The 25,758-nt window shown below is 66.7% G+C and carries 23 protein-coding genes; 8 read left to right on the top strand and 15 right to left on the bottom strand.

Going from position 1 to position 25,758, the window contains the following annotated elements; translation table 11 throughout:
• Positions 1-102 precede the first annotated feature (102 nt).
• The 12 genes from AOP75_RS08530 to AOP75_RS08475 form a co-directional block, all read right to left on the bottom strand.
• Positions 103-1,128 carry a LacI family DNA-binding transcriptional regulator gene (locus AOP75_RS08530; RefSeq protein ID WP_062078218.1) on the bottom strand — a complete coding sequence of 342 codons (1,026 nt, stop codon included), beginning with the start codon at positions 1,126-1,128 and terminating at the stop codon, positions 103-105.
• A complete protein-coding gene (arfA, locus tag AOP75_RS08525; RefSeq protein ID WP_062078217.1) occupies positions 1,122-2,639 on the bottom strand; it encodes an arabinosylfuranosidase ArfA in 1,518 nt (505 codons plus the stop codon). The genes AOP75_RS08530 and arfA overlap by 7 nt, the downstream gene beginning before the upstream one ends.
• Positions 2,636-3,775 (bottom strand): glycerate kinase, encoded by a 1,140-nt coding sequence (locus AOP75_RS08520; protein ID WP_062078215.1) that lies wholly within the window; start codon positions 3,773-3,775, stop codon positions 2,636-2,638. The genes arfA and AOP75_RS08520 overlap by 4 nt, the downstream gene beginning before the upstream one ends.
• The gene (locus tag AOP75_RS08515) at positions 3,772-5,748 is read right to left on the bottom strand and encodes a beta-galactosidase (protein ID WP_062078547.1); all 1,977 of its coding nucleotides are present in this window, start codon (positions 5,746-5,748) and stop codon (positions 3,772-3,774) included. The genes AOP75_RS08520 and AOP75_RS08515 overlap by 4 nt, the downstream gene beginning before the upstream one ends.
• A 125-nt stretch (positions 5,749-5,873) precedes the next feature.
• On the bottom strand, positions 5,874-6,491 hold the full coding sequence (locus AOP75_RS08510) for a hypothetical protein (RefSeq protein WP_236683100.1): 618 nt from the start codon (positions 6,489-6,491) through the stop codon (positions 5,874-5,876).
• 80 nt (positions 6,492-6,571) lie between these two features.
• Positions 6,572-7,480, bottom strand: a complete 909-nt coding sequence (locus tag AOP75_RS08505; RefSeq protein WP_062078212.1) for a carbohydrate ABC transporter permease — start codon at positions 7,478-7,480, stop codon at positions 6,572-6,574.
• Positions 7,477-8,346, bottom strand: a complete 870-nt coding sequence (locus AOP75_RS08500) for a carbohydrate ABC transporter permease (RefSeq protein ID WP_236683129.1) — start codon at positions 8,344-8,346, stop codon at positions 7,477-7,479. The genes AOP75_RS08505 and AOP75_RS08500 overlap by 4 nt, the downstream gene beginning before the upstream one ends.
• 221 nt (positions 8,347-8,567) lie before the next feature.
• Positions 8,568-9,860, bottom strand: a complete 1,293-nt coding sequence (locus AOP75_RS08495; RefSeq protein ID WP_369345457.1) for an ABC transporter substrate-binding protein — start codon at positions 9,858-9,860, stop codon at positions 8,568-8,570.
• Positions 9,861-10,093: 233 nt separating this feature from the next.
• Positions 10,094-11,047, bottom strand: coding sequence for a glycoside hydrolase family protein (locus tag AOP75_RS08490; RefSeq protein WP_236683099.1), 954 nt, complete (start codon positions 11,045-11,047; stop codon positions 10,094-10,096).
• Positions 11,044-12,141: a Gfo/Idh/MocA family protein gene (locus AOP75_RS08485; RefSeq protein WP_062078211.1), complete on the bottom strand. Its 1,098-nt coding sequence runs from the start codon at positions 12,139-12,141 to the stop codon at positions 11,044-11,046. Before AOP75_RS08485 ends, AOP75_RS08490 begins: the two co-directional genes overlap by 4 nt.
• Positions 12,138-12,866, bottom strand: coding sequence for a cupin domain-containing protein (locus tag AOP75_RS08480; RefSeq protein WP_062078210.1), 729 nt, complete (start codon positions 12,864-12,866; stop codon positions 12,138-12,140). The genes AOP75_RS08485 and AOP75_RS08480 overlap by 4 nt, the downstream gene beginning before the upstream one ends.
• The gene (locus tag AOP75_RS08475) at positions 12,863-13,774 is read right to left on the bottom strand and encodes a DUF6807 domain-containing protein (protein WP_236683098.1); all 912 of its coding nucleotides are present in this window, start codon (positions 13,772-13,774) and stop codon (positions 12,863-12,865) included. The genes AOP75_RS08480 and AOP75_RS08475 overlap by 4 nt, the downstream gene beginning before the upstream one ends.
• A 283-nt stretch (positions 13,775-14,057) precedes the next feature.
• Here AOP75_RS08475 and AOP75_RS08470 point away from each other — a divergent pair, with 283 nt between their 5' ends.
• From AOP75_RS08470 to AOP75_RS08455, 4 genes are all read left to right on the top strand, one after another.
• Positions 14,058-15,149 carry a LacI family DNA-binding transcriptional regulator gene (locus AOP75_RS08470; protein WP_236683097.1) on the top strand — a complete coding sequence of 364 codons (1,092 nt, stop codon included), beginning with the start codon at positions 14,058-14,060 and terminating at the stop codon, positions 15,147-15,149.
• Positions 15,150-15,356: 207 nt separating this feature from the next.
• Positions 15,357-16,487 (top strand): Gfo/Idh/MocA family protein, encoded by a 1,131-nt coding sequence (locus tag AOP75_RS08465; protein WP_062078538.1) that lies wholly within the window; start codon positions 15,357-15,359, stop codon positions 16,485-16,487.
• Position 16,488: 1 nt separating this feature from the next.
• Entirely contained in the window at positions 16,489-17,652 is a 1,164-nt protein-coding gene (locus AOP75_RS08460; RefSeq protein WP_062078205.1) for a dihydrodipicolinate synthase family protein, read from the top strand.
• Positions 17,649-18,512 (top strand): sugar phosphate isomerase/epimerase family protein, encoded by an 864-nt coding sequence (locus AOP75_RS08455; RefSeq protein WP_062078203.1) that lies wholly within the window; start codon positions 17,649-17,651, stop codon positions 18,510-18,512. Before AOP75_RS08460 ends, AOP75_RS08455 begins: the two co-directional genes overlap by 4 nt.
• A 90-nt stretch (positions 18,513-18,602) precedes the next feature.
• Here AOP75_RS08455 and AOP75_RS08450 read toward each other — a convergent pair whose 3' ends face one another.
• Genes AOP75_RS08450 through AOP75_RS08440 form a run of 3 tightly spaced genes read right to left on the bottom strand, consistent with a single transcriptional unit; the run spans position 18,603 to position 20,760 of the window.
• Positions 18,603-19,358: an MBL fold metallo-hydrolase gene (locus AOP75_RS08450; RefSeq protein ID WP_062078201.1), complete on the bottom strand. Its 756-nt coding sequence runs from the start codon at positions 19,356-19,358 to the stop codon at positions 18,603-18,605.
• 4 nt (positions 19,359-19,362) lie between these two features.
• Complete coding sequence (locus tag AOP75_RS08445) at positions 19,363-19,686, bottom strand: hypothetical protein (protein ID WP_062078199.1); 324 nt, start codon at positions 19,684-19,686, stop codon at positions 19,363-19,365.
• Between the two features lie 57 nt (positions 19,687-19,743).
• Entirely contained in the window at positions 19,744-20,760 is a 1,017-nt protein-coding gene (locus tag AOP75_RS08440) for a LacI family DNA-binding transcriptional regulator (protein WP_062078197.1), read from the bottom strand.
• Positions 20,761-20,954: 194 nt separating this feature from the next.
• Here AOP75_RS08440 and AOP75_RS08435 point away from each other — a divergent pair, with 194 nt between their 5' ends.
• From AOP75_RS08435 to rhaS, 4 genes are read left to right on the top strand one after another with little or no spacing between them, the layout of a single operon-like run.
• Positions 20,955-22,481, top strand: a complete 1,527-nt coding sequence (locus AOP75_RS08435) for a sugar ABC transporter ATP-binding protein (protein WP_062078195.1) — start codon at positions 20,955-20,957, stop codon at positions 22,479-22,481.
• Positions 22,478-23,572, top strand: coding sequence for an ABC transporter permease (locus AOP75_RS08430; protein ID WP_062078193.1), 1,095 nt, complete (start codon positions 22,478-22,480; stop codon positions 23,570-23,572). Before AOP75_RS08435 ends, AOP75_RS08430 begins: the two co-directional genes overlap by 4 nt.
• Positions 23,565-24,683 (top strand): ABC transporter permease, encoded by a 1,119-nt coding sequence (locus AOP75_RS08425; RefSeq protein ID WP_062078191.1) that lies wholly within the window; start codon positions 23,565-23,567, stop codon positions 24,681-24,683. The genes AOP75_RS08430 and AOP75_RS08425 overlap by 8 nt, the downstream gene beginning before the upstream one ends.
• Positions 24,683-25,735: a rhamnose ABC transporter substrate-binding protein gene (gene rhaS / locus AOP75_RS08420; protein ID WP_062078536.1), complete on the top strand. Its 1,053-nt coding sequence runs from the start codon at positions 24,683-24,685 to the stop codon at positions 25,733-25,735. Before AOP75_RS08425 ends, rhaS begins: the two co-directional genes overlap by 1 nt.
• The last annotated feature ends 23 nt before the right edge of the window (positions 25,736-25,758 follow it).

Below are 25,758 nucleotides of genomic sequence, written 5' to 3'. Positions count from 1 at the left end.
GTGCATGTGAGTGCCGGAAATTGCGGGATTTCCGGCACTCACATGCACGACCGAGGGGCGCGGAGGGGGGCCGGGCGCGGCGGGGGTCAGGCGCGGCGGGGGTCAGGCGCGGGGCGGGGTTGCTCGCCTACTTGAGTCGCGCACCACCAGCTCTGGCTGAAACTCCACGTGCTCTCGCTCGTCGTCGGGGCCGAGCGTAGATTCGCGCAGCAGGAGTTCCACCGCCTTGCTCCCGAGCACGGCGCGCGGTTGCCGCACCGAGGTGATGGGGACCACGGCAGCGGCCGCGAAGGAAATGTCGTCGTAGCCCACGAGCGCGACGTCATGAGGAATCGAGACCGGGTCGGGGCCAGACAGCAACGCCTGTTGCACCCCGATGGCCAACAGGTCGTTTGCGGCGAAGACGGCGTCGCACTGGCCCGTCCGGACCATCTCGCGTACACGCTCGCCCACGCGCATGCCGTCGTCCAGGGTCAAGGCCTGGGTGGGCACGTGCGTGATGGTCGCCCCGGGCGCGGCCGCGACGGCCCCAGTCGCGCCGGCTAGCCGGTCCTCAACCTGGGTCAGGCCGGACGGTCCCCCCACGAACACGAGGCGCTCGCACCCCTGGTCCAACAAGTGCCGCGCCGCGAGCGCACCGCCGGTCGTGTCATCGACGGCGACGGACGCCACCGACGAATCCGAGGACCGCCGGTCCACCAGCACCACCGGCACGCCGTGTGCCCGCAAGGCGGCGACGTGAGGCTGGTGCCGAGAGGTTTGCGCCAGCAATACGCCAGCGACGCGTTGGCGCTCGAATTGCTGCAGGTGCGAGGTCTCGCGGTTCACGGATTCTCGCGAGTTAGCGATGACGACGGTCAACCCGGCCTCAAGCGCCGCGTCCTCAACTCCCTCCGCCACGTCAGTGAAGAATGGGTTGCCCACGTCGAGCACCACGAAGGCGATCGTGGTGGACTGCCCGGCGCGCAGTTGACGTGCGGCGGCATTGGGCACGTACCCCAACTCCGAGATCGCCGCCTGCACTCGCGCGAGGGTGTCCGCCCTGACGTAGTCGGGTCGGTTGATGACGTTCGATACTGTTCCGATCGAGACCCCTGCCCGGGCGGCGACGTCCTTGACGCTCACCATGACAGTGCCACAGCGGCCCAGGACACTCGGGGCATGGGTAGCGTGAGGATGCCGTCCACGATCGTGACGCCGGCGAGTTCACCCAGGGTGACGCGGTTGGGCTCGGCTGCCGTGTTGGCCGCGTGGAGGTCCTCATCCGCCAGCAGGTGTGCCTCCGAGATCTGCACGTCCCCCAGCTGGCTGACATCGATCTCGATGGTGCGCTCGCCTGTGCGGGCGCGGTTGACGACAAACACGCTGGCGGTGCGCGCGTCCTCGTCGACCGTCGCGACGGCATCTGCGTCCGGCACAGGACCCAGCTGCGTGGTGTCGACTGTGCCCGCGCGGACGTCAACGTCGACGGCGACACCGCGCGCCAGCCTCGAAGTCGTGGCGAACGGGAAAAAGGTCGCCTGACGCCAGGCAGGCCCGCCTGGCTCGGTCATGATGGGCGCGATGACGTTGACGAGCTGCGCCAGCGATGCGCTGGTGACCCGGTCGCAGTGCCGCAGCAGCGAGATCAGCAGGGACCCAAAGACCACGGCGTCGAGCACCGAGTACTGGTCCTCGAGCAGCCGGGGAGCGTACTGAAATTCGTCGACTCCGGTCCCGGAGAACGCGCCCTCCGGCGGGCGGTTCATGTACCAGACGTTCCACTCGTCGAACGAGATGTTGACCGTCTTGGAGGACTTAGCGAGCGCCTTGGCGTGGTCTGCGGCGGCCACGACGTCATCGATAAACCGGTCCATGTTCACCCCGGACGCGAGGAAGCTGTCGACGTCGCCGTCGCGCTCCTCGTAGTAGGCGTGACAGGAGATGTAGTCGACGAACTCGTACGTGTGGCGCAGCACAGTGCGCTCCCAGTCGCCGAAGGTCGGCATCGCTGAGCTAGACGAGCCGCACGCGACGAGCGAGATCGACGGATCCATGAGCTTCATGGCGTGAGCGGTGCGCGCCGCCTTTTTGCCGTAGTCATCGGCGTCGAGGTGCCCCAGTTGCCAGGGTCCGTCCATCTCATTGCCGAGGCACCACATGTCGATCGCGAACGGCCGCTCGCGCCCGTGCTCACGGCGCAGGTCAGACAGCGCGGTTCCCCCTGGCACGTTGGCGTACTCAAGAAGATCGAGCGCCTCGGCAGTGCCACGGGTGCCCAGGTTCACCGCGAGCATCATGTCGCTGCCGACCCGCTCTAACCACGCGGCAAACTCGTGCAGGCCCACCTCATTAGTTTCGATGGAGTGCCAGGCGAGATCCAGGCGACGGGGCCGCGACTCGCGTGGCCCCACGCCGTCCTCCCATCGGTACCCCGACACGAAGTTGCCTCCCGGGTACCGGATGGTCGCGACTCCGAGTTCCTTCACGAGGTCGATGACGTCCTGCCGAAATCCGTCGGCGTCCGCAGTGGGGTGGTCGGGCTCGAAGATGCCGGTGTAGATGTGCCGCCCCAGGTGTTCAACGAAGCCGCCAAAGAGGCGCCGGGGCACAGGGCCGATGCGACGGTGGGGGCTCACGGACATGGTGACAGTGGTCACGGGGTCTCCTCGTAGGCGGTGGCGAGAGCGGCGCCTGCGGCGCGCAGCCAGGCGGCGGTGTCCGCCATGGCTTGCTGCGGCGACCCCGCGAGGTCGCCGAGGGCGTATGCGTGCGTGAAGTCAGTGGTGGGAGCGTCGATCGCTCCAGCGATCAGGGCAGTCGGCACGCCCGCGGCCCCGGCTCTCCTCGCGACCTCGGACACGACCTTTCCCTGTGCGGACTGGGAGTCGAAACGTCCCTCTCCGACCACGACGAGGTCCGCGCCTACGAGCGCGTCGTCTACACCGGCGGCGTCAGCCAGGGCGGCGGCACCCGAACGCAGTTGGGCCCCCCAGGTGGCGAGCCCAAAGCCGGTGCCTCCTGCCGCACCTGTGCCCGGGGCGGACGGGTCCACCGGTTCGCTGCCTGACCACGCGGCCATGGCAAGCGCGGTGCGGCTCGCGAAGTGAGCCAGGCCCGCGTCGAGCTGCTCAATGTCCGCAGCCTCGGCGCCTTTTTGCGGTCCATACACTGCTGCAGCGCCGTCCGGTCCGCATAGGGGGTTGGTCACGTCGGTGAGCACGGTCGCGCCACGGACGGGAGGCCGCCGTAGTCCGCGCGTATCAACGTCGTGGATCCGCGCGAGTCCTCGCCCACCGGGGTCAACAACCATGCCGTCCGCATCGAGAAAACGGGCTCCCAGAGCTTCCAGGGCGCCGGCGCCTGCATCGGTGGAGGCACTCCCGCCCACGGCGATCAGCATCTCTTCCACGCCGTGGTCGAGCGCTGCGAGCATCACCTCGCCGAGCCCCACGGTGTGGGCCTCGAGCGGCGACAGGCGCTCCATGAGCGTGATCCCCGAGGACTCGGCGAGTTCCACGACGGCAACGGCGCCGCGGTCGCTGTCGGTGGACTTCAACTCGAGCCATCGCGCCCTGACGGGGCGTCCATCTGGGCCACACACAGTGACCTCGTGCTGTGCCGCGCCGTGCGCCGTCGAGAGCGCGTCGAGTGTCCCCTCGCCGCCGTCGGCCATGGGTACCAGCACCACCTCAGCGGTGGGCGCTACTGCAGCGATCCCCTCGGCGACTGCCGCGCACGCCTGTGCCGCAGTCGCGGTCCCCTTGAAAGAGTCGAGCGCGAGGACGATCTTCATCGCTGCCGCCTCACGACAGCGACGCCAAACGGCGCCAGCGTCACCGAGGTGACCGGGGCATCGGCCAGAAGGTCCTGCCCTTGCACATCCACCGTGACGGCCGCAGACCCAAAGTTGATGAGCGTGACGACGTCACCACGCGTGGACACGTCCACGTGGGCGGGCACTCCACCCAGCACAGGCGCGACCCCAGCGTCATCGAGGAAGTGGCGCACCAGGGTGTCCACGCCGGCCTCGTCCGGCACTGTTGCGAGGTACCAGCCCACGCCCGCGCCGTGCACGTTGCGGGTGAGCGCGGCATCGCCGTGGCGCCGCCCCGTGGTGAACTCCGCCACGACATCGGCCCCACCGGCGTGCACTTCCTCAGCGAGGAAGCCGCCTGTGAAGTCGCCACACGCACCGCTGGCGCGAGCCTCAGACTCACCCGGTCCCCCGCCTGGCGACACCAAAGCGCCAAAGTCCTCCACGGTGACGCCGAGCGTGTCGCGCAACTGCGTGAGGTACCCGCCATCGCGGAACTGGTCGCGTGCGTCAACGACGTCCGTGAATGGCCCGGCGACGAGGTGCCCGCCGCCGTCAACGAATGACGTCAGCGCCTGCGCGCCGGAGTCCGTGAGGAGATACAGCAGGGGTGCGAATGCCAGCTGGTAGCGGTCATGGACCTGGTCGGGGCCAACGATGTCGACGGCGACGTGAGCGCGGTGCAGGGCGCGGTACCAGCGTTGAATGATCGCGAGGTAGTCGATGCCGTTATGAGGATGGTCGGGGCTTTCGATCGCCCACCAGGCCTCCCAGTCGAAGACCAAGGCGACGCGTGCCCCCGCTTGCCCGGCCGGCAACTCCGGGAGCGTCGCAAGGTCGCGTCCCAGGCGCACCACCTCTCGCCACGTGCGTGTATCCGTCCCTGCGTGCGGCAGCATCGCGGAGTGGAACTTCTCCGCGCCGGCGCGCGATTGGCGCCACTGAAAGAAAAGGACCCCATCTGCGCCGCGACCCACGGCCTGCCACGACAACGCTTCCATCTGTCCCGGAGCCTTGGGTGCGTTGCTCGGTCGCCAGTTGAGCGCGTTGCTCGCCTGCTCCATCAGCAGCCACGGGACGTGGGGCTTGAGCGAGCGCACGAGGTCGCGCTGGAAGGCTGCGTCACGAAAGGACTCGGCATCGTTGGGGTCCGGGTAGCAGTCGTCAGTGACCACGTCGAGGTGGGCGACCCACTGCCGGTAGTTCGCAGGCTTGAAGGCGCCCATGAAGTTGGTGGTGATGGGCTGCTTCGCGCCAGCCTCGAGAAGGATCTCCTTCTCCATCAGGTAGCACTCGAGCAGCATGTCAGAGGTGAAGCGTTTGAAGTCCAGCAGTTGCCCTGGGTTGTGACTGTAGGGCGCCGCCGCTGGAGTGCGGACCTGCCCAAAGCCCGTGTAGCGCTGCGACCAGAAGGCCGTACCCCAGGCCTCGTTGAGGGCGTCCACGGTGCCATACCGACGCTCCAACCACTCCCGGAACGCCCGCTGCGCGTTCTCTGAGTGGTCCTCGTGTACGTGACAGCCGTACTCGTTGTTGACGTGCCACATCACGACGGCAGGGTGGTCGACGTAGCGCTGCGCCAAGGCAGCGACGAGGTCACCGGCCAGGCGCCTGTAGGTGGGGGAACTCGGGGCGTAGTGCTGGCGGCTGCCGGGCCCGAGCATGACTCCCTGCGCCGTCACCGGCAAGACGTCGGGGTAGTGCTCGTGCATCCACGGCGGCGGCGAGGCGGTGGCTGTCGCGAGATCCACCGCGATGCCGCCCTCATGGAGCAGGTCGATCACGCGGTCCAACCAGGCAAAGTCGAATTCACCCTCCGCAGGCTGGATGCGACTCCACGAGAAGATGCCCAGGCTCACCATGGTCACGCCGGCCTCGCGCATGCGCGCAACGTCCTGCGGCCAGACCGACTCGGGCCACTGCTCGGGGTTGTAGTCACCGCCGTAATGCACCACTACCTGTCTCCTTTGACCGTTGTTGGTTGCCGTGTGTCCATCGTGACACCCCCACCTCCCGCCTCAGCGGAGGCAGGTGACGTTCACGAATCCGCGGTGCGACCGCGACAGGCACGTCACCTCTACTCGCCGCGGGGGCCGCGTGGGCGGCGTGGGCGTGCAGGGATCGCGACCAACGCCAGGACCGCGCATCCCAAAGCGGGGATGAGCAGGGCCGGCAGAGACCACGTACACACACCCACAAAGCCCACCGTCGCCGCCAAGTACGCCGCGCCCCCCACGTCACCGCGCAGCTGAGACAGGGCACGCATCAGCGCGGCCCGCCAGCCGGCCTCGGGGTCCCATTGCCCCGCTGCCGTCAGCAGCACAACTGCGGTGGCGATCAGGCCCAGCCACCCGACGGCGGCGATCACTGACGCGCCCGGCAACAGCCCCGTCGCCGCGAGTTGGATGTCGATGGCGAGGATCGCGATGAGCACGACCGCCGCGATCCCCACTCCTAGGCCGCCGGGGAGTGCGGCTCGCACATCCCGCCAAAACACCGCCCACTCGGAGCGCTCGGCACGCAGGTAGGCGTTCAGGTGTCGCGACCCAGCAGCCACCGCCGCTGGCATGGTGACCACGCCCAGTGACGCCACGGTCATCATCACGCCCGTCATGAGGACCTCACCCCACAGAGCGAACCCGCCCTGTGCCCCCGGCCACAGCATTGGCCGCCACTCACCAGTGGTGGGGCCCATGCCATCCCGAGCCGCCCTGTGCGCGGCTCGCTCCGCCGCGCGCTGGGCCCGCGGTGACGGACGTTGACCGGCGGCCATCGCTATCCCTTCAACCCTTGGGTCGCCACGCCCGCGACCAAGAAGCGCTGGAACACCAGGAAGAACAGCAGGATCGGAATGAGCGCCAGGAAGGAGGCCGTCACGGTCGCGCCAAAGTCGGAGGTGCTGGTTTGGTCGTTGTACAGGCGAAGTGCGATCGGCAGCGGGTACTTCTCGGGACTGGTGATGTACATCAGCGGGGCGAGGAAGTCGTTCCACGTCCAAATGAAGGAGAAAATCGCGGACGTCACGAGGGCTGGCTGAATGAGCGGCAGCATGATCGACGTAAAGGTGCGCACGTGACCTGCCCCGTCAACGCGTGCGGCTTCATCCATCTCGCGAGGGATTCCGCGCATGAACTGGACGATGAGGAACACGAAGAACGCCTCCGTCGCCAGGAACTTGGGAAGGATGAGCGGCCAATACGTGTCGATCATGCCCAGGTTGTTGAACAGAATGTACTGGGGAATGATCACGACGTGGAACGGCAGCAGCAGCGTGCCGATCATCGCGGCAAAGAAGATCCCGACGCCCTTGAACTTGATGCGCGCGAAGGCGTACGCGGCCATCGATGAGCTCAGCAGCGTGCCAAATGTCGCCATGATGGCGATGAACGCGGAGTTGGCGAAGAAGCGCCACATGGGAACGCCGGCAATGCCCTCGAAGACCTTGAGGTAGTTGTCGAACGTGGGGTCCTCTGGCAGCAGGCCCTGATTGGAGCCGAACTCGCTGTTGTCCTTGAATGTGGACAAGAACAGCCACAGCAGCGGGTACAGGATGATCGCGGTCAGCGACATCAGCGCCACGAACCAGATAGCGGTCGTGATCTGCTTGCGCGTGAATCGCGGCTGCGGCTGGGTGACGCGTTCCTGATCCGCGTCGTCCTTGACGCGGAAGTCCTTGAGGCTCATTTGCTGTCTCCCTGGTAGTGCACCCACATCTTCGACGTGCGGAACAGGACGGCGGCGATGATCGCGACCACGATCACCAGGGTCCAGGCCATCGCGGACGCGTAGCCCATCTGCCCGTCGCTGAACGCTCGCTTGTACAGGTACAGGGTGTAGAAGTTCGTCATGCCGGCCGGACCGCCGGTGCCGTTGGAGATGATGTAGGCGGCGGCGAAGACCTGGAAGGCGCCAATGATCTCAAGCAGCAGGTTGAAGAAGACGACCGAGGACAGCATCGGCATCGTGATGGAGCGGAACTTCTTGACCGGGCCAGCCCCGTCCATGTCCGCGGCCTCGTAGAGCTCGCGCGGCACCTGCTTGAGTCCCGCGAGGAAGATCACCATCGGGGCGCCGAACTGCCACACCGCCAACAGGATCATCATGGGCACCACGAGGGCAACGTTGCCGACCCAGCCGCCTATCTCGAACCCGAAAAAGCTGAAGGTGTTGTCGACGGGTCCGTCCGTCGAGAACATTGCTCGCCACACAATCGCGACGGAGACGGATGCTCCGATGAGCGAAGGGGCGTAGAACGAGGACCGGAAGAATCCGGCGCCACGGTCACGGTAGTTCAGCAGCATGGCGACGCCGAGCGCAGCGGCCAGCTTGATGGGGGTACCCACGAGCACGTAAATGAGGGTGATCTTCACCGACTGCGTGTAGTTGGGGTCCTCCGTGAACATGCGGATGTAGTTGTCGAACCCGACCCACTGAGGAGGCTGGAACAGGTTGTACCGCGTGAACGACAGGTACAGCGAGTACAGCATGGGGATCAGGGTGAGCCCGAGGAATCCCACGAGCCAGGGGGCCAAAAAACCGTACCCAGCAATGTTCTCGCGCCAGTGGCGAGTGCGCTGGGTGGTGGGCTTCTTCGGGCGTTTGCCCGGTGCGGCGACCTCGGATCCAGCGCTCGCGGCGCTGGTGGAGGTTTCCGTGGCATCGGCGACACGGTTCACGGTGCTAGTCACTGCCTCTCCTCATTGAGATGGGGACGGGGCCCTGAGGGCCGATGCCGGAGTGAGGTGGCATCGGCCCTCAGGGCGGGTGGTGCTTAGGAGTTCAGGGTGACGTCCATCTCACCGAAGAACTGGCTGACGGCGTCCTCAACCGAGAGGGTGCCGAAGCCGAGCTCGGTGCCGAGCACGCGGAACTTCTCCTCGAGGGTGCCGTACCCGACCAGCGGGACCGGCGGGGCGTCGCCGAGGCGGTCTGCGATCGACTCCTCATACGCCCGGATCTGCTCGTCGAGGCCTTCGAAGGTGATGCCGTCGCGCATGGCGGACGAGGCCGGCAGGCCGCGGTTGGTGCCGAAGATCGCGCCGACCTCGGGCGAGTTCACCAGGAAGTCGACCAGCATGGCGGACTCGGCAGGGTGCTCGGTGTTCTGGGCGATCGCGTGCAGCATCGAGGGCTTCTGGTAGAGGTCCTTCGCGCCCTCAACGGTCACGGGCGGCGCCACCAGGCCTAGCTCGGTGTAGTCCTCACCAAGTTCGCCCAGGTAGCCGGCGCCAAAGTTGTCCCACGTCAGTTCGGAAGCGGTCAGGCCAGCTCCAAAGCCGGAGGTCGGGTAGATCTCCTCGAGGCGCTGCTGGGAAATGCCCGAGCCGTCGTCTCCGCGCATCTCGGCACCGGACTCCCAGAACTCGGTCAAGCGTGCCTCATCGAAGCCGGGGGTACCGTCCTCGTTGAAGAGGTTCTTGCCCTCGGCACGCAACTGGATTTCGAAGTTCTGGATGCGGCCGGTGTAGTCGGTGCCGCCAAAGATCTCGCCGCCGGAGGCTTCGGTGACCTCGGCAGCCCACGCCTTGTAGTCGTCCCACGTGCCGCCAGCAAAGTCGGCGACTCCGGTGGATTCGAGCAACTGCGGGTTGGTGTAGACGCCCCACGCGTTGGTGGAGATTGGCAGCGCAGTGGTGGTGTCGCCCACGACACCGATGCCGAGAATCTGCTCGGTGAAGCCGTCCGTGTTGATCTCGTTGCCCAGGTGCGGGCCGAGGTCGAGGAGGAGGCCGTTCTCGGAGTACTGACGCAAGTAGGAGTAGTCGAACTGCATCACATCCGGGAGCCCGCCGCCGGCGGCCTCCGTCTGGCGCTTCTCCCAGAATGCGGGGTAGTCCAGGAAGGTGGAGTTCACCGTGATGTTCGGGTACTCCTCCATGAACAGGTCGATGGACTGCGTGTACATGTCGGCACGGACGTCATTGCCCCAGAAGGCAAAGTCGAGGGTGACCTCTTCGCCGGAACCGCCTGCACCCGCGGTGGAGCCGCCGGTTGCCGACGTTTCCGGGTCCTCGGCAGAGTCCGAGGAGCATGCAGCGAGCGCGAGCACGCTAGCGGTGGTCATGGCTGCCGCGGCCATCAAACTGCGGCGACGCTGAACTGTGAACATCGTTGTCCTCTCGAAAACTTCATCGTTCTCTTGGTTGGCGTCCCGCACCTACCGGGCCGCCGCGCCCCTCCTTTGGAAAGCGCTATCCGCAACGTAACCGGTGCGGCATGTGAGCGTCAACACCAAACTGAAAAACGTTTCAATTCGTGACCTTTTCGCAACATTGGGATCGGTCCCAGTATGGACGCTTAGGATACCCGTCGGTGACACACCAGACGGCCGCCGGCAACACTCAGGCGAGCGGCGTGGACAGCGCTGAGCCGGTGCTCCACCGAGCCGGCGTCAGCAACCTCTTCCCCATCCCACCAGGGATGAGTGAAGTACCACAGCACCGCCGTTTCTCCCACGACGACCACATCCCCATGCCGGCCGACCGTACGGTCCCACTCGGTAGCGCCTGGTTCGCCCAGGATCACCGCATCAGCCCCGCCCTGGCGACGCCACCGCTGCGCATCCGGCGAGCGGTACACGCCCATCCCCCGCCACTCATCGGTGAGCATCCACCACCATCCGCCCAGCTCAAAGACGTTGGGTCCCTCGTGCGGCCGGCCGCCAAGGACCCGCCCCTCCATGGTCCACGGCGCGTCGAGCGCGGGCGTCGAAGCGCTCCACGTCGTTGAGCCATCCGCCTCATCCTTGAACCACATGCGCCAGCGGCCGTCGGGACACCGGGCTACGCACGCGTCGATAACTCGGTCGCTCGACAAGGCCAGATCGCGCACGTACTCCCACGAGGTGAGGTCTGCCGAGACATACTCACGGATCACCCTGGCGTGCCCTGCCCACTCCTGCGGAACGCCGCGTATCCACGTGAGATACATCCGGTAGTGAGTGCCATCGTCAATCACCTCGGGCGCCCAGTGAGTGTGCGGGCCCGGCCCGTCCAGCGGGAGGTCAAGCCCCTCGACCACACCGGCGTAGTGCCAGCCCTGTGAGGTCCCGCGGGCCACGCCGATCCGGCTGCCGTGGACCCACGCGACCCCCGGCTCGTCCGCCGTGGGGCGTCGCTGCGTGTAGAACATCACCCACTCCCGGCGGCCCCGGTCCCACACCACGGTCGGATCCGTCGCTCCGTCATAGAGGGGGTCGCGGTACGGCGCGGTGGGGGCCCACGCCAGGGTCACCCCCGGCGGCGCCGTCACCGGGGCAGCCCCGGCCGCCGCTCGAACACGGGCGCCTCCAGGCTTGCGGTGCGTTCACTGTCGAGCCGCAACTGGGCGGCGGTCACACGCGCTCCGTCCGCCGCTGCTGACGAATAGATGCCGGTCACGATCTCGAGCGACCTCGCTGGTTCCTCCGCCACGGCGGGAAGGGCATCGCCGCTCGCGAGGGCGGCATAGATGTCGCGGATAAGGGGAACGTGGCCGCTGGGTTCCTCCTGATCCGGAAGCGCCCACCCTTCCACCACCGTGGGATCCACTCCTGGAGCGGGCGTGATGCGCCAGTGGTCGTGGCCGTGCCCGTAGAGGTGTTCCACCGTCACGGTAGCCAGCTCAGTGTCGATACGAATCGCGCTCACCTCACGGGGCGCGACAGCAGACGTCACCACCGACGCGACGGCGCCCGACTCGAAGGTCACGGTCGCCGTTGAGGTGTCTTCCGTGAGCGTCTCGCGCCCCACGCGCCACAAGTCAGCCCGCACAGATTCCCACGGCCCTAAGAGGTATGCCAGCAGGTCGATCTGGTGAATCGCGTGGCCGAGCGTGGGGCCACCACCCTCGGTCTCCCACTTCCCCCGCCAGGGCACGTCGAAGTACGCCTGATCGCGAAACCACAGCGTTTGGCAGACCGCCACGAGAGGCCTCCCGAGCGCGCCGGAGGACAGCAGCTCCTTGACGTGGGCCGCGGCGGTCCCGGTGCGCTGCTGGAACACCACGGCGAAGTGCCGGTTGCTCTCGCGCGACGCCTCAAGCATTGTGTCGAGCTCCGACAAGGACAGCGCAGCTGGCTTTTCGCACACGACGTGAGCGCCTGCAGCGAACGCCGCGAGCGCTTGCGGGGCGTGCACGGCCGGGGGCGTGCACAGGTGCACCACGTCCGGCTCCGCATCCCTGAGCAGCGCGTCCAGATCCGCGTACACGTCGCCGCCGTGGCGCTCAGCAAATGCCTCAGCGGGGGCACGGTTGAGGTCGGTCACCGCCACCAGCGTCGCATTCGCGGTCACAGCGATGGCCTCCGCGTGAGCGTGGGCGATGGCTCCCGTTCCCACAATGGCGGCACGAATCGTGCGGGTCATGACAGTCCTTCCTTTGTGACGGTCACCAGGGTGCCGCACATGCCGTAGGCGGGGGTGGTGGCGGCGCGCGCAATGCGGCCGTGGTCTAGGTAGGAGGCATCGCGGTTGACGAGATGCTCGAGGTAGCCGAGCGCTGTCGAGGCGGCCCGCCCCGTCGTGGCATCGTGGATGCGTCGCCACTCCTCAGCGCGACCGGCCACCAGGTCCACTGCGCGGCGACGGAATGCCGCGAGCGCGACGTCGTCCACCACGCCCGGCCGTCCGGCCTGAAACAGGTCCTGGTAGCCCGCCACTGCCTGGTCGCGCCGCCTCTCAGCCGCGGCCAGTCGCTCGCTATCAGGGGCATCGGCCCCAGGCAGCACCGCGGCGGCCGCGTAGCGCTCAGGGTCGGCGAGGACCGAGTCGGAGAACGTCATGACGGCGTCGCCAGCCTCAGGCAGGCCTGCGTGTGACATGACCACACGCAGGTGGAGGCGGTCGCGGTTCACCGCGCGGTGAATCACGCCAGGTTCGAACCACACGGTGTCGCCGGGCGCCAGCTCCGTCACGCGCCAACCGTCGGCGTCGATGCTGTGAATCTCGCCGGTTCCGGACACGACCAGATACGCCTCGCTCGCCACGAGGTGCATGTGGGGGCTGCCACCTCGGAGGCCATCAGGCGCCACCGACTCATAGACCTTGAGTTCGCTGACCGAGATCCCCCCGGGCATGGCTGGTGCACTCATGCCCGGGCCATCAGTCGCGTGGCAGCGGCCGTGGCGGCAGCATCCGCTTGCGCGACGTCCCACCCGCCGTCGTGGACGAGCACCGCGTACTCTTCCCGCACCAGCGACCCGGGCTCCACCAGGCGTTCGGTGGAGAAGAACGGCGCCGGGCACAGGCAAGCAAAGTCCTCGGAGCGCGCGAACCATTGGGGCGGGTGAGCCTCATTCGTGGGCGCGTCGACCATCACCACGGTTGACACCGCTCCCGACCCGTCGTGAGTGCCCCGGAAGCCCATCCACGGCGCCCGCGCGCCACGCAGTTCGTCACCGCCCTCCCCGCCGGGAGCCAGAATGGGGCCGCCCGTAAACGACCGGGGTCCGCGCCAGAACAGTCCGCCGTAGCCCGCGTTATCGCGGCCCCTGGTCGTGGGCGAACCGAGGCTCACCGCATGGTCACACAACGACGTCATGGTGGTGGCAAAGGTCAGTTCCCACGTGCGGTCGTCCACCACGGCCGCGCCAAGCTCACGCCGCTCAGCGAAGAGGTGCTCGCCTGCCTCTGTCACCCAATCGAGGTGATGTACCAGGGACAGCGCCTCACCCTTACGGGCGACGTCAATGCTCACGTGACGCTGTTCGCCGTTGTTGGGCAATTGCACGTAACCCTGGCCCCGCACAAAGGTGGGGCCTCCCCAGAAGTTCTCATCCCCCACGACCGGCAACGACCACGCGATGCCCTTGTGCCACACATGGTCGTGCGGGCGGAAGAGAGATACGACGTCACCCGCAAGCGTGCGGATAGGGCTGAGGTACGGGCGCGGCGACTCCAGTCGCACATCAGTGGGCCGGGTGACGTAGTGAGCCAACTCGACATCGCCCGCTGACATGACAACTCGGTCATCCTTGACCGACGCGTGCAGGTGAACCACGGGTTCATCTCTCCTTTGAGGGTCCTTCATTGAGCCTGGGAACCGCTGGGGCCCGGCCCGCCGGGCGACGAGCCTCAAGCCAGGCCAAAGCTCTCCCGTCAAGACGGAAAGCGCTTCCCGCCGTGTGGCCACAGTACATGGACACGCTGGGCGACGCACGTGACATACCCGGCGCGCCGTGCCAGGCTAGCGGCGTGGCCAGCCGCGCCACGGCGTCAACGACGACCGCCAGCGCGCGTGCCGCACACGCGCCGCATTCGCGGCCATGAGCCTGAGGAGCAACGTGACCGAGCACGACCGCACGTCAGCAGCCACCCTGCACGATGTCGCGCGTGAAGCAGGAGTGTCGCTTGCCACCGCCTCCCGCGCCATCAATGGCTCCACCCGCAACGTCAAAGAGTCGAACCGGACGCTGGTTCTCGATGCCGCACGCAGGCTGGGCTACGCCGCAAACGCCTCCGCTCAGGCGGTCGCTCGCGGCACCACCACTACGGTGGCCCTGCTCGTTGGCGATGTGACCGACCCGTACTTCTCTTCCATCGCATCTGGAGTGGTGAGCGCAGCAACCGAGCGCGCACTCATCGTGGCAATGTCACAAACTGAACGCGACTCCCAGCGCGAGGTCGACCTGGTGCGCGCGATGCGCGGCCAGCGCGCGCGAGCCATCATCCTGGCCGCGTCTCGCCGCGCGAACGACCCGCATGCGGATGAGCTTCAACGCGAACTCGAGGCCTACGAGGCCAACGGTGGGCGCGCGGTCTTCATCAGCACCCCGAGCGAGGACTTTCGGGCGGTCCCGATCGACAACAGCGGCGGCGCCCGCAAGCTCGCGGCCGCACTGCTCGAGCGCGGTTACCGCTCCCCCGCCGTGCTCGCCGGCCCCTCGCTGGTGGGCACCTCGGACGAGCCGTCTGCGAAGGCGGCGGATCGGCTCGGGGGGCCCGCGGGGCTGAGGACGTCCGACGATCGCCTGTCTGGGTTTGCCGAGTGCTTTGCCGCGGCCGGCCACGCCATTCCGTCTCGCCGGATCATCTCGACGGCATTCACTCGCGACGGCGGCTACGAGGGAATGCAACAGTTGATCGCGAGCGGACTTGATGACCTCGACATGGTCTTCGCCGTCAACGACGTCATGGCCGTGGGCGCGATGTCCGCGCTACGCGACGCGGGAATCGAACCGGGACGCGACCTTGCCGTCGCTGGCTTTGACGACATCCCAACCTTGCGCGACGTCACTCCGCGGCTCACCACGGTGCAACTGCCGCTGACCGAGGTCGGGCACCGCGCCTTGTCGCTGGCCATCGACGACGATGCCGCCGACGCTGAGGTCGTCGAGGCTGAGGTCGTGATCCGCGAGTCCACGCCGCAGCGGTAACCCTTCGGGCATCGTCCCCCACCCACACGTCACCCGGCTCCGGCGCCCTACCCGCGCCGACGCGCGGCCACCATCTTGCGCCCACCCCTACTTGCGCCCTACACTCACGGTAAGCGTTTTCCAAAGACCGCTGATCCCCCGCGCAACGACGCGCCGGGGACCTACCGATTGAGAGGCATCGTGGCCGACACCACCATTGGAATCATCATGAACGGCGCGTCAGGGCGCATGGGCTACCGCCAGCACCTGGTGCGCTCCATCCTGGCCATCCGCGACGAGGGCGGCGTGGAACTGTCTGACGGCACGCGCGTGCAGGTGGAGCCCCTGCTCGTGGGCCGTTCAGAGGCCAAGCTCCGTGACCTCGCGCAGCGTCACGGCATTGAGCACTACACGACCGACCTCGATGCCGCACTGGCGGACGACCGCTGGCAGATCTACGCCGACTTCCTTGTGACGAAGGCCCGTTCGGCAGCGATCAAGAAGGCCATCGCCGCCGGCAAGGCCATCTACACGGAGAAGCCCACCGCGGAAACGTTCGAGGACGCCCTCGAACTGGCCCGCCTGGCCACCCAGGCCGGCATCAAGAACGGCGTGGTGCACGACAAGCTGTACCTCCCGGGGCTCCTGAAGCTGCGCCGCCTGATCGACTCAGGGTTCTTTGGCCGCATCCTGTCCGTGCGCGGCGAGTTTGGCTACTGGGTGTTCGAAGGTGACTGGCACCCCTCCCAGCGCCCCTCATGGAACTACCGCTCGGAAGACGGTGGCGGCATTGTGGTCGACATGTTCCCGCACTGGAACTACGTGCTCGAGAACCTCTTTGGCACCGTGCAGTCCGTCTACGCACACGTCGCGACGGAAATCCCCGAGCGCGTCGACGAAGGCGGCGAGCGCTACGCCGCTACCGCAGATGACGCTGCGTACGGCATCTTCGAACTCGCGGGTGGCATCACCGCGCAAATCAACTCCAGCTGGACCACGCGCGTCAACCGTGACGAGCTGGTTGAGTTCCAGGTTGACGGCACGCACGGCTCGGCCGTCGTTGGCCTCTTTGGCTGCAAGATCCAGCCCCGCAACGCCACCCCCAAGCCCGTGTGGAACCCTGACCTCAAGAACGAGATCGACTTCGACTCCACGTGGGTCGAGGTTCCCGACACGGAAGACAACGTCAACGGCTTCCGCGCACAGTGGGAGCAGTTCATCCGCCACGTCGTCGAAGACGCCCCCCACGAGTACGACTTCCTCGCCGGAGCCCGCGGCATGCTGCTCGCGGAAAGGGGCCTCGAGTCCCACAGCACCGGGTCACGGGTGGCCATCCCCGAGGTCTCGGCGGAGGCATAGCGTGACGAGTCTGACCCTGCTAGACGGCACCGGCTCGACCCGTCGTGTCGAGCTCGCGGACGCCCTGGCCTTCACGAGGCCGAGCGCGCCGTTCACGTCCCGCGTCGCTTACGCGGCCGCGCACGTGATTCCCCATCCGCACGCCGACAACACGCCTGGGCAGCCGGCGGACATCGACTGGGACGCGACCCTCGCCTACCGGCACCACGTGTTCTCGTGGGGACTGGGTGTGGCCGACGCCATGGACACCGCCCAGCGCAACATGGGCCTGGACCCCGCCGCGACCCGAGAGCTCATCCGGCGTTCAGCGGCCGAGGCCACGGCTGCAGGCGCGAGCCTCGTGGTCGGCGTCAACACCGACCACGTCGAGGATGAAGCGATCACGCTCGACCAGGTGATCGACGCCTACAAAGAGCAACTCTTCCATGCGGAAGACGCCGGTGCCGGCGTCGTGCTCATGGCCAGCCGCCATCTGGCCCGCGCCGCAAACAGTGCGGACGACTACCGCCGCGTGTACAACGAGGTACTGTCCGTCTCTGCGACACCCGTGGTCCTGCACTGGCTCGGCACGGCCTTTGACCCCAACCTCGCGGGCTACTTTGGCTCCGATGACTGGCGAGAGGCGGCCAACGTCCTCATCGACATCATCGAGGCACACCCGCAGGCGGTCAGTGGTGTGAAGATGAGCCTTCTCGACACCGAGTCAGAAATCTCGGTGCGGCGCCGCCTCCCCGACGGCGTGCGCATGCTCACGGGCGACGACTACCACTACAGCTCGCTCATCGAAGGCGACGATCACGGCCATTCGGACGCCCTCCTGGGTGCGTTCACCGCGATCGCACCCCATGCATCGGCCGCCATCCAGGCCCTCGACGCAGGTGAGATTGAGCGCTACCGGCAAATCCTCGAACCGACCGAGGCGCTGTCGCGGCAGATCTTCGCGACGCCCACCTTCTACTACAAGACCGGTGTGGCGTTCATGTCGTGGCTCAATGGACACCAAGGCGCGTTCCAGATGGTCGGCGGCCTTCACGGCGCCCGCAGCCTTCCGCACCTATCCCGCATCGTGGAACTCGCGAATGCCTGCGGCGCATTCGAGCATCCTGAACTCGCGCTCGCGCGCTGGCACTCCATGCTGGCTGTCAATGGAATCGAGGCGCCATGAGTGCGCACCCGCGCCTGTCCTTGAACCAGGCAACCGTCAAGAGGGCCTCGCTCGCCGAGGCCCTCGAGGCTTGCCAGGCAGCGGGCATCCCAGCCCTGGGAACCTGGCGTGAGCCTGTCCAGGACCTGGGACTCGCCGAGGCCGAGCGCATGATCGCTGACTCGGGACTGCGCGTCTCGACTCATTGCCGGGCGGGGTTCTTCACGCTGCCAGAAGGTGAGCAGCGCCGCGCCTCGATCGAGGACAACAAGGTCGCCATCGAAGAGACCGCGAGGATCGCTGCAGCTGGCGCGCCGGGTTCACGCGCAGTGTTGGTGCTCGTCGCGGGTGGGCTACCGGGCGACTCGCGGGACTTGGCAGGTGCGCGCGGCCGCGTCGCGGATGCGCTGGAAGAGTTGGCGCCGGTAGCGGCCGATGCCGGGGTCACCCTCGCGATTGAGCCCTTGCATCCGATGTACGTCACCGACCGCGCGGTGGTGTCGACTCTGGGTCAGGCGCTGGACCTCGCGGCCCCGTTTGACCCGGCCGTGGTAGGCGCCACCGTCGACACGTTCCACATCTTCTGGGATCCGGAGGTTGTGGCGCAGATTGAGCGCGCCGGCCGTGAAGGCCGGATCGCCAGCTACCAGGTGTGCGACTGGAAGACCCCGCTCCCGGCGGATGTGCTGCTGTCGCGCCACCACACCGGCGACGGCGTGATCGACTTTGGCCCCCTCACCGCCGCCGTGGAGGCAGCGGGCTACACCGGCGATGTTGAAGTCGAGATTTTCAACGAGGACATCTGGGCAGCGCCGTACGCTGCGGTCGCGCGCCGCACCGCTGAGGCCTTCAGCGCTGCGGTCGCACCCCACCTCGCCTAACCTCGCCCCGCCTCGCCTGACCGCGCTGGCAGTCGCTGAGTGCCGGAATCCATGCGATGTGCGGCACTCAGCGACTGCTAGCGCGCGGCGCTACACCAAAATGCGCTCGCCGCGCTCCACGAGCGTAAGACGGCCGCTCGCGTCATGGTCGGCGAACCAGGCAACCAGCTCGTCGCGAGGCTGCGTGAAGTGCGCCCAGTCATCAATGTGGGCGGGCACCAGCGCGGCACCTGGCCAGATCTCGCCAATGCGCAAGAGCCGTTCCGCATCCACCGTCAGCAGGGCGTCCCCCAGGCGCGAGATTCGCGCGGCGCCGGCAAAGACCAGCGCGACACCCACCTCCGGATAGCGCTCCTTGACGGCTTCGACGACCGCCACTTCCGAGTTGTCACCAGAGATGTACACCGTGGGCCACCCCTGCGCCTCCAACACAAATCCGGTCACTTCACCCAGGTGCTCGGCGACGTCGTCAGGCCCGTGCTGAGCGGGCACCGCGGTGACCGTGACGACCTCGGCTCCGCCCAACAGATCCGTGCTCTCCCACGGCTCCAGTCCGCGGGCACGGTCAATGCGCTGCGAGCCGCCCGGCGTCGTAAGCACCTGCTGCACTTCGGTGAGGATGCCGCGCCCCGAGAGGTCCAGGTTGTCGTCGTGCTCGTCGTGGCTGAGAAGCACCGCATCCAGCGGCCACAGATTCACGGGATCGAGCGCGGGGCCCACGAGTTTGGTGAGGTTTCCGTAGTCGCCAGGCGGGTCGAAGGTGGGGTCGGTGAGCAGGCGCAGGCCTGCGTACTCGATGACGACAGTGGGACCACCCACGAGGGTGAGCGCGACAGAGGGATCCATCCCCTCAGTCAAGCACCTCGACGGCCGTCACGATGCACTGCACGGGAAAGGACTCGGCGCATGCGTCCGTCCATACGCGCAGGCGGTCGCCGGAGGCGATCAGCGCGGCGTCGTCGACCACGCCGCCCACAGGGATCTCCGACCCCAGCACAAACGTGGTGCCTTCGAAATACTCGTACCCTGCGTCCGGCACAAAGGCGACGTCGACCGTGTCACCCGAGGTGACCACGGCATCGGCCGTCCCCACCGCAGCGGGGTCCTCCTGCGGCAGCGGAGACCCGCACGCGGCGAGGATCGCGAGCGCAGGAATCCACACCAGTGGCTTCATGCTGCCAAGACGAGCGGCACGCGGGTTTCGTTGGGTGAATACGGCGACCTCGAGGAATCAGGCCGATGCCCCGGACGAGCGCCGTACGGCAAGCTCGGGCTGAAACACCACGTGTTCCCGGGGCGCGTCCGGCGCGAGGTCCCGCTCCTTGAGGAGGAGTTCGACGGCGGTCGAACCCATGTCAGCACGAGGCTGGCGCACCGACGTAATGGGCACCACGGCTGCCGCAGCAAAACTGATGTCGTCGTAGCCCACCATCGCCACATCGTCAGGGATCTTCATGGGCTGCGGACCCGACAGCAGCGCCTGCTGAACGCCGATCGCGAGCAGGTCATTGCCGGTGAAGACTGCGTCGCACTCGCCGACATCGACAAGGGCGCGCACGCGCTCGCCAGCAGCGACTCCCTCGTCCAACGTGAGGCCGGAGGTTGGCACGACCTCGAGGCTGGCCCCCGGCACACTCCCCACAGCATCCTGGGCACCGAGCAGACGGTCGCGCACCTGATCGAGCATGGCGGGCCCTCCCACAAACACCAGAGTGCGGCGCCCTTGATCCAAGAGGTGTTGCGCGGCCATGCGCCCACCGGCGACGTCGTCGACAGCCACTGAAGCTACCGAGCGGTCTGAGGCTCCACGGTCGACGAGCACCACGGGAATGCCCCGCTCGCGGAGGCGATCGACCCGCTCGGCCGCGTCAGCGGTGGGAACCAGGAGCACGCCAGCCACGCGCTGACGTTCGAACTGGTCGAGGTGCAGCGCTTCGCGATCGGGCGACTCGTCTGAGTTCGCCAGGAGCAGCGTGTGCCCCGACAGCGCGGCCTGTTCCTCTGCGCCGCGGGCCACGTCGGTGAAGAAGGGGTTGCCCATATCGAGGACGACGAGGGCGATCTGCGTGGACTGGCCGGCCCGCAACTGGCGGGCCGCGTCATTGGGAACGTAGCCGAGGTCTGCGATGGCAGCTTGCACCCGTTCAATCGTTTCCGCACGCACGGAACCCGGCCGGTTGAGCACGTTCGAGACGGTGCCCACCGAGACGCCCGCGCGCTGCGCGACTTCCTTGACGCTCACTCCCATGAATACTCCTGACCGTATGTCACGCGATCTTCCCACAGCCGGCGGCACCCCCGGGGAACGCGGCGTCCCGCTCATCCTAACGATTGAATCGTTATACAGCCGTGACCGCGACCCTTTGACACGCCCTTTCGACGTGGCCTACCTTGAGTCTTGCTTGAATCGTTTCATCAACGGCGACTGAAACCGGAGTGTCAATGTCGACGCATGTCCCCATCAGCAAGGCGAGCCCTGCCTTGCTCCTCGAAGGCGTATCTAAGTCCTTTGGGTCCGTCATCGCTCTGAAGAGCGGCTCACTGCGCATGGAGCCGAACAGCATTCACGCGCTCATCGGCGAAAACGGCGCCGGCAAGTCAACCCTCGTCAAGATCATCGCCGGTGTTCACCAACGCGACGGCGGCCGTCTTGAACTCGCAGGGGAGCCTGTCGACTTCAGCAACACCGCGCAGTCAAAGGACGCCGGGATCGCCGTGATCTACCAAGAGCCCACGCTGTTCCCCGACCTCTCCGTCACCGAGAACATCTTCATGGGCCGCCAGCCCACCCGCGGATTCCGAGGCATTGACCGTCGCGCCATGCGGGCTCAGGTCAAGGAACTTTTCTCGCAGCTAGGCGTGAACATTGACCCCGACCGCCCCACCCGTGGCCTGTCGATCGCGGACCAGCAGATCATCGAGATTGCGAAGGCCATCTCTCTCGACGCCCGCGTGCTGATCATGGACGAGCCCACGGCTGCGCTCTCAGGCGTCGAGGTCGAACGGCTCTTCAAGGTCGCACGCGGCCTGCGGGATGAGGGCCGTGCAGTGCTCTTCATCTCCCATCGCTTCGACGAAGTCTTCGACCTGTGCGACACCGTCACGATCATGCGCGACGGCGAGTACGTCGCCACGACTGCCATCGAGGACACCACCGTGGATGAGTTGGTACGGCAGATGGTGGGGCGCGACGTCAGCACGCTGTTCCCCAAGGAACCCGCGGACATTGGCGAGGAAGTCCTTGTCGTCGACGGGCTGAACACGCGCGGCCTCTTCCACGATGTGTCGTTTAGCGTCCGGGCCGGTGAGATCGTGGCTTTGGCAGGACTCGTGGGTGCCGGAAGGAGCGAGATTGCTCGCGCCATCTTTGGCGTCGACAACTACGACAGCGGCCGGGTCACCGTGGAAGGCAAGTCCCTGCGCAAGCACGACCCCGCCGCCGCAATGCGCGCGGGCATCGCGCTCGTCCCCGAGGATCGCCGCAACCAGGGTGTCATTCTCGAGTCCAGCGTTGCTCGCAACTCCACACTCGCGATTCGCCGCACTCTCACACGCTGGGGCCTGCTGTGGCCCCAAGCAGAGAACACTGCCGCAGCGCACTGGGCGGCCCGCCTCGAAGTCAAGACAAGCGCGCTCGACGCCCAGGCGGGAACGCTCAGCGGCGGAAACCAGCAGAAGGTGGTGCTCGCCAAGTGGCTGGCGACCGGCCCCAAGGTGCTGATCGTCGATGAGCCCACCCGCGGCATCGACATTGGCACCAAGTCGGAAGTCCACCGTGACCTTTCCACCCTGGCCGGGCAAGGGCTCGCGATCATCATGATCTCCTCCGAACTCCCCGAGGTACTTGGCATGGCTGACCGGGTGCTCGTGGTCCACGAGGGCCGCATCACAGCGGAAATTGACCGTGCCGACGCCACGCCGGAAGCCGTGATGTTCGCGGCCACCCACAACAAGGAGGCCGCCGCATGAGCGACAGCAGCTCAACGAGCATTCTCGCGCAATCCAACGTGCTTGCACGGCTGGGCCGCATCGGCAAGGCACGTGAGGTCGGGGTGCTTGCCGCACTCGCCGCCGTCATCCTGGTCGCGACCCTCCAGAACCCGAACTTTCTATTCTCGAACGACGGCTTTCGTGACTTGTTGGTCACGCCAGCCATCCTGATGATCGTGGCCGTCGGTCAAGCGATCGTCATCATCACCCGCAACGTCGACCTCTCCGTCGGTTCCGTCGTGGGCCTCAGTGCCTACCTCACGGGCCGCGTATTCATCGACTTCTCCTGGCTGCCGTGGCCCGCCGTCTTCATCATCGGCATCGCGTTTGGCGCGCTACTGGGCCTCATTAACGGCTGCCTCGTTGCCTTCGCAAAAGTGCCGTCGCTCGTCATTACGCTCGGAACCCTGTACGCGTACCGCGGCATCAACGTCCTGTGGACTGGCTCTGACCGCGTCAACGCGTCCGACATGCCCGCCGACTTCCTGGCTCTGGGCACCCAGTCCTGGTTCAAGATCCCGGTCATTACCGTCATCGCCTTCGTGGTACTCGCCATCGCAGGGTGGTACATGTACACCCAGCGCGGCGGTCGCGAGTTTTACGCGATCGGCTCCGACCCGGATGCCGCAAACCTGTATGGGCTCAAGGTCCGCCGCAGGGTCCTCACCGCATTCGTGGTCTCCGGCGCACTCGCCGGCCTTGCCGGCGTGCTCTACGCCGCACGCTACGGGACGGTGAACTCCCAGGTCGGATCGGGCCTCGAGCTGGAAGCCGTCGGCGCAGCCGTGATCGGCGGCGTCGCGATCTTCGGCGGGTCGGGCTCGGTCTTCGGAGCCGCCATTGGCGCCTACCTGCTGCTGACCATTAACCGCGCACTGCCCGTGCTGGGAGTCGAGGACTTCTGGCAGCGGGCCGTCGTGGGCGTGCTGATCATCGGCGCCATCGTGCTTGACAAGGTCGCCGCCAACCGCCAGGAAAAGCGCCTCCTCGCGCTCCGAGATACCGAGCAATCTCCCGAAGGCCCGGCACCGGGGTCTGATGACACCAAGAAGGAGGCGCAGCATGCCTAACGCCGTCGCAGAGCGCACTGCCGTGCGCACGTATAAGAACTATTCGCGGCCCGCTTGGCAGCGCGTACTACTGACGCGCGAGATGGCGATCATCGCTGCCGTGATTGGCGTGTACATCGTCGCGGCCGCCGTGGTGCCGAACTTCGCCGCACCCATCACCCTGACGTACTTGATGCTCGACATCGCGGCGATTCTGCTGATCGCACTCCCGATGACCATGATCATCATCACGGGCGAGATCGACTTATCCGTGGCGTCCGTCGTGGGCCTGTCTTCCGTGACATTTGGAACCCTGTACCAAGCGGGCTTGCCTATCCCCCTGGCCATGGTCGCCGCCCTCGCAGCGGGTGCTGTCGCAGGCTTTATCAACGGCTTCCTCGTCACCGTCGTGGGCCTGCCCTCCCTCGCGGTCACGATCGGCACCCTGGCGCTTTTCCGTGGACTCGCGGTCGGCATTCTGGGCACCACAGCGGTGACCGGCTTCCCGGACTCGTGGACGGACCTGGCCACCTCGAAGATCCCCGGCACGCCTATCCCCACCATCATGGTGCTCTTCGTGGTGCTGGCCATCATCTTCGCCCTAGTGCTCCACGCAACTCCGTTTGGGCGGGGCGTATTCGCCATCGGCCAGTCCTCGGAAGCCGCTCGCTTTTCTGGCGTGCGAGTCGAGCGCACCAAGCTCATGCTGTTCGTCGCGTCCGGCACAATCGCGGCTCTCGCAGGCATCTACTACACGCTTCGCTACGGCAGCGCGCGCGGAGACAATGCGACGGGCCTGGAGCTCAGCGTCATCGCCGCGGTGCTCCTAGGAGGGGTGTCGATCTTTGGCGGCCGCGGCGCGCTTCATGGCGTGATCGCGGGAGTGTTCCTGATCGGCATTCTCGCCTCGGCACTGCGCCTCGCAAACGTCACCTCAGACGTCATCAACATCATCACCGGCACGCTTCTCGTGATCTCGGTGATCTCCCCCAGTCTTCTCGCATGGGCCCGCTCAACGTGGGCGCGCCAACGCGGGAAAAGAGCGGCCGCAGGCGGCGCAGCGCCTTCCGCGGTTGGTTCTGCAATCCCCGATGCACAGCCATCGCCACCTCAACAGAAGGAAGAACAATGATGTCTTCACGTACGTTCCGCAAGGGCTCGTTTGCCGCCCTCGCGATGACCGCGGCCCTGGTCGTCTCGGGCTGCTCGAGCGACTCCGGCTCGGAGAGCACCTCGTCAGCAACTGGTGGCGCAGAAGGTGGCTCCGACGCCAACCTCGCCATCACCTTCCTGCCTAAGAACCTCGGCAACGCCTACTTCGACACGTCGAACGCCGGCGGCGCGGAAGCCATCGAGGAGTTTGGCGGCACCTACGCGGAGGTGGGCCCCGCAGAGGCCGCTCCCGACGCACAGGTGAGCTACATCAACACGCTCACGCAGCAGGGCGTCGGCGCCATCGCGGTCTCCGCGAACGACCCCGAGGCCATCTGCGACGCCCTCAATGAGGCACGCGACAACGACGTGAAGGTCGTCACCTTCGACTCTGACACCAACACTGATTGCCGCGACGTGTTCATCAACCAGGCCACTTCCGAGGGGATCGCCCAGGTCCAGGTGGATCTGATCGCTGAGCAGATTGGCGACGAGGGTCAGATCGCGATTCTCTCCGCTACCGCGAACGCGACGAACCAGAACGCATGGATCGAGCTGATGGAGGGAATCCTCGCCGAGGAGCACCCGAACATCGAACTCGTTGACGTCGTATACGGCGACGATGACGACCAGACGTCCTTCGACAAGACCGCGGCACTGCTGCAGACCTACCCTGACCTCAAGGGAATCGTCTCACCCACCACGGTGGGCATCGCCGCTGCCGCGCGCTACCTGTCGACCTCGGAGTACCAGGGTGAGGTAGCAATCACCGGACTCGGCACCCCGAACCAGATGCGTTCGTACATCGAGGATGGCACGTCTGCGGGCTTCGCCCTGTGGAACCCCGCAGACCTCGGCTACCTGGCCGCCTACGCGAGCAAGGCACTCATCGAGGGCGAGATCACCGGCGCAGAGGGTGACACCTTCGAGGCCGGCAAGCTCGGCGAGTACACCGTTGAAGCCGACGGCGTTGTCCTGCTGGGCGACCCCTATGTCTTCGACGCAGACAACATCGGCGACTTCGACTTCTAAGTCGCTTGATCGGTGCGGGGGTA

Origin of the sequence: Demequina globuliformis (genome assembly GCF_000975155.1) — a bacterium.
In the GTDB taxonomy this organism is placed as follows: Bacteria; Actinomycetota; Actinomycetes; order Actinomycetales; family Demequinaceae; genus Demequina; species Demequina globuliformis.
The sequence above is the reverse complement of the archived record's forward strand: the minus strand, read 5'-3'. Positions and strand labels throughout refer to the sequence as shown.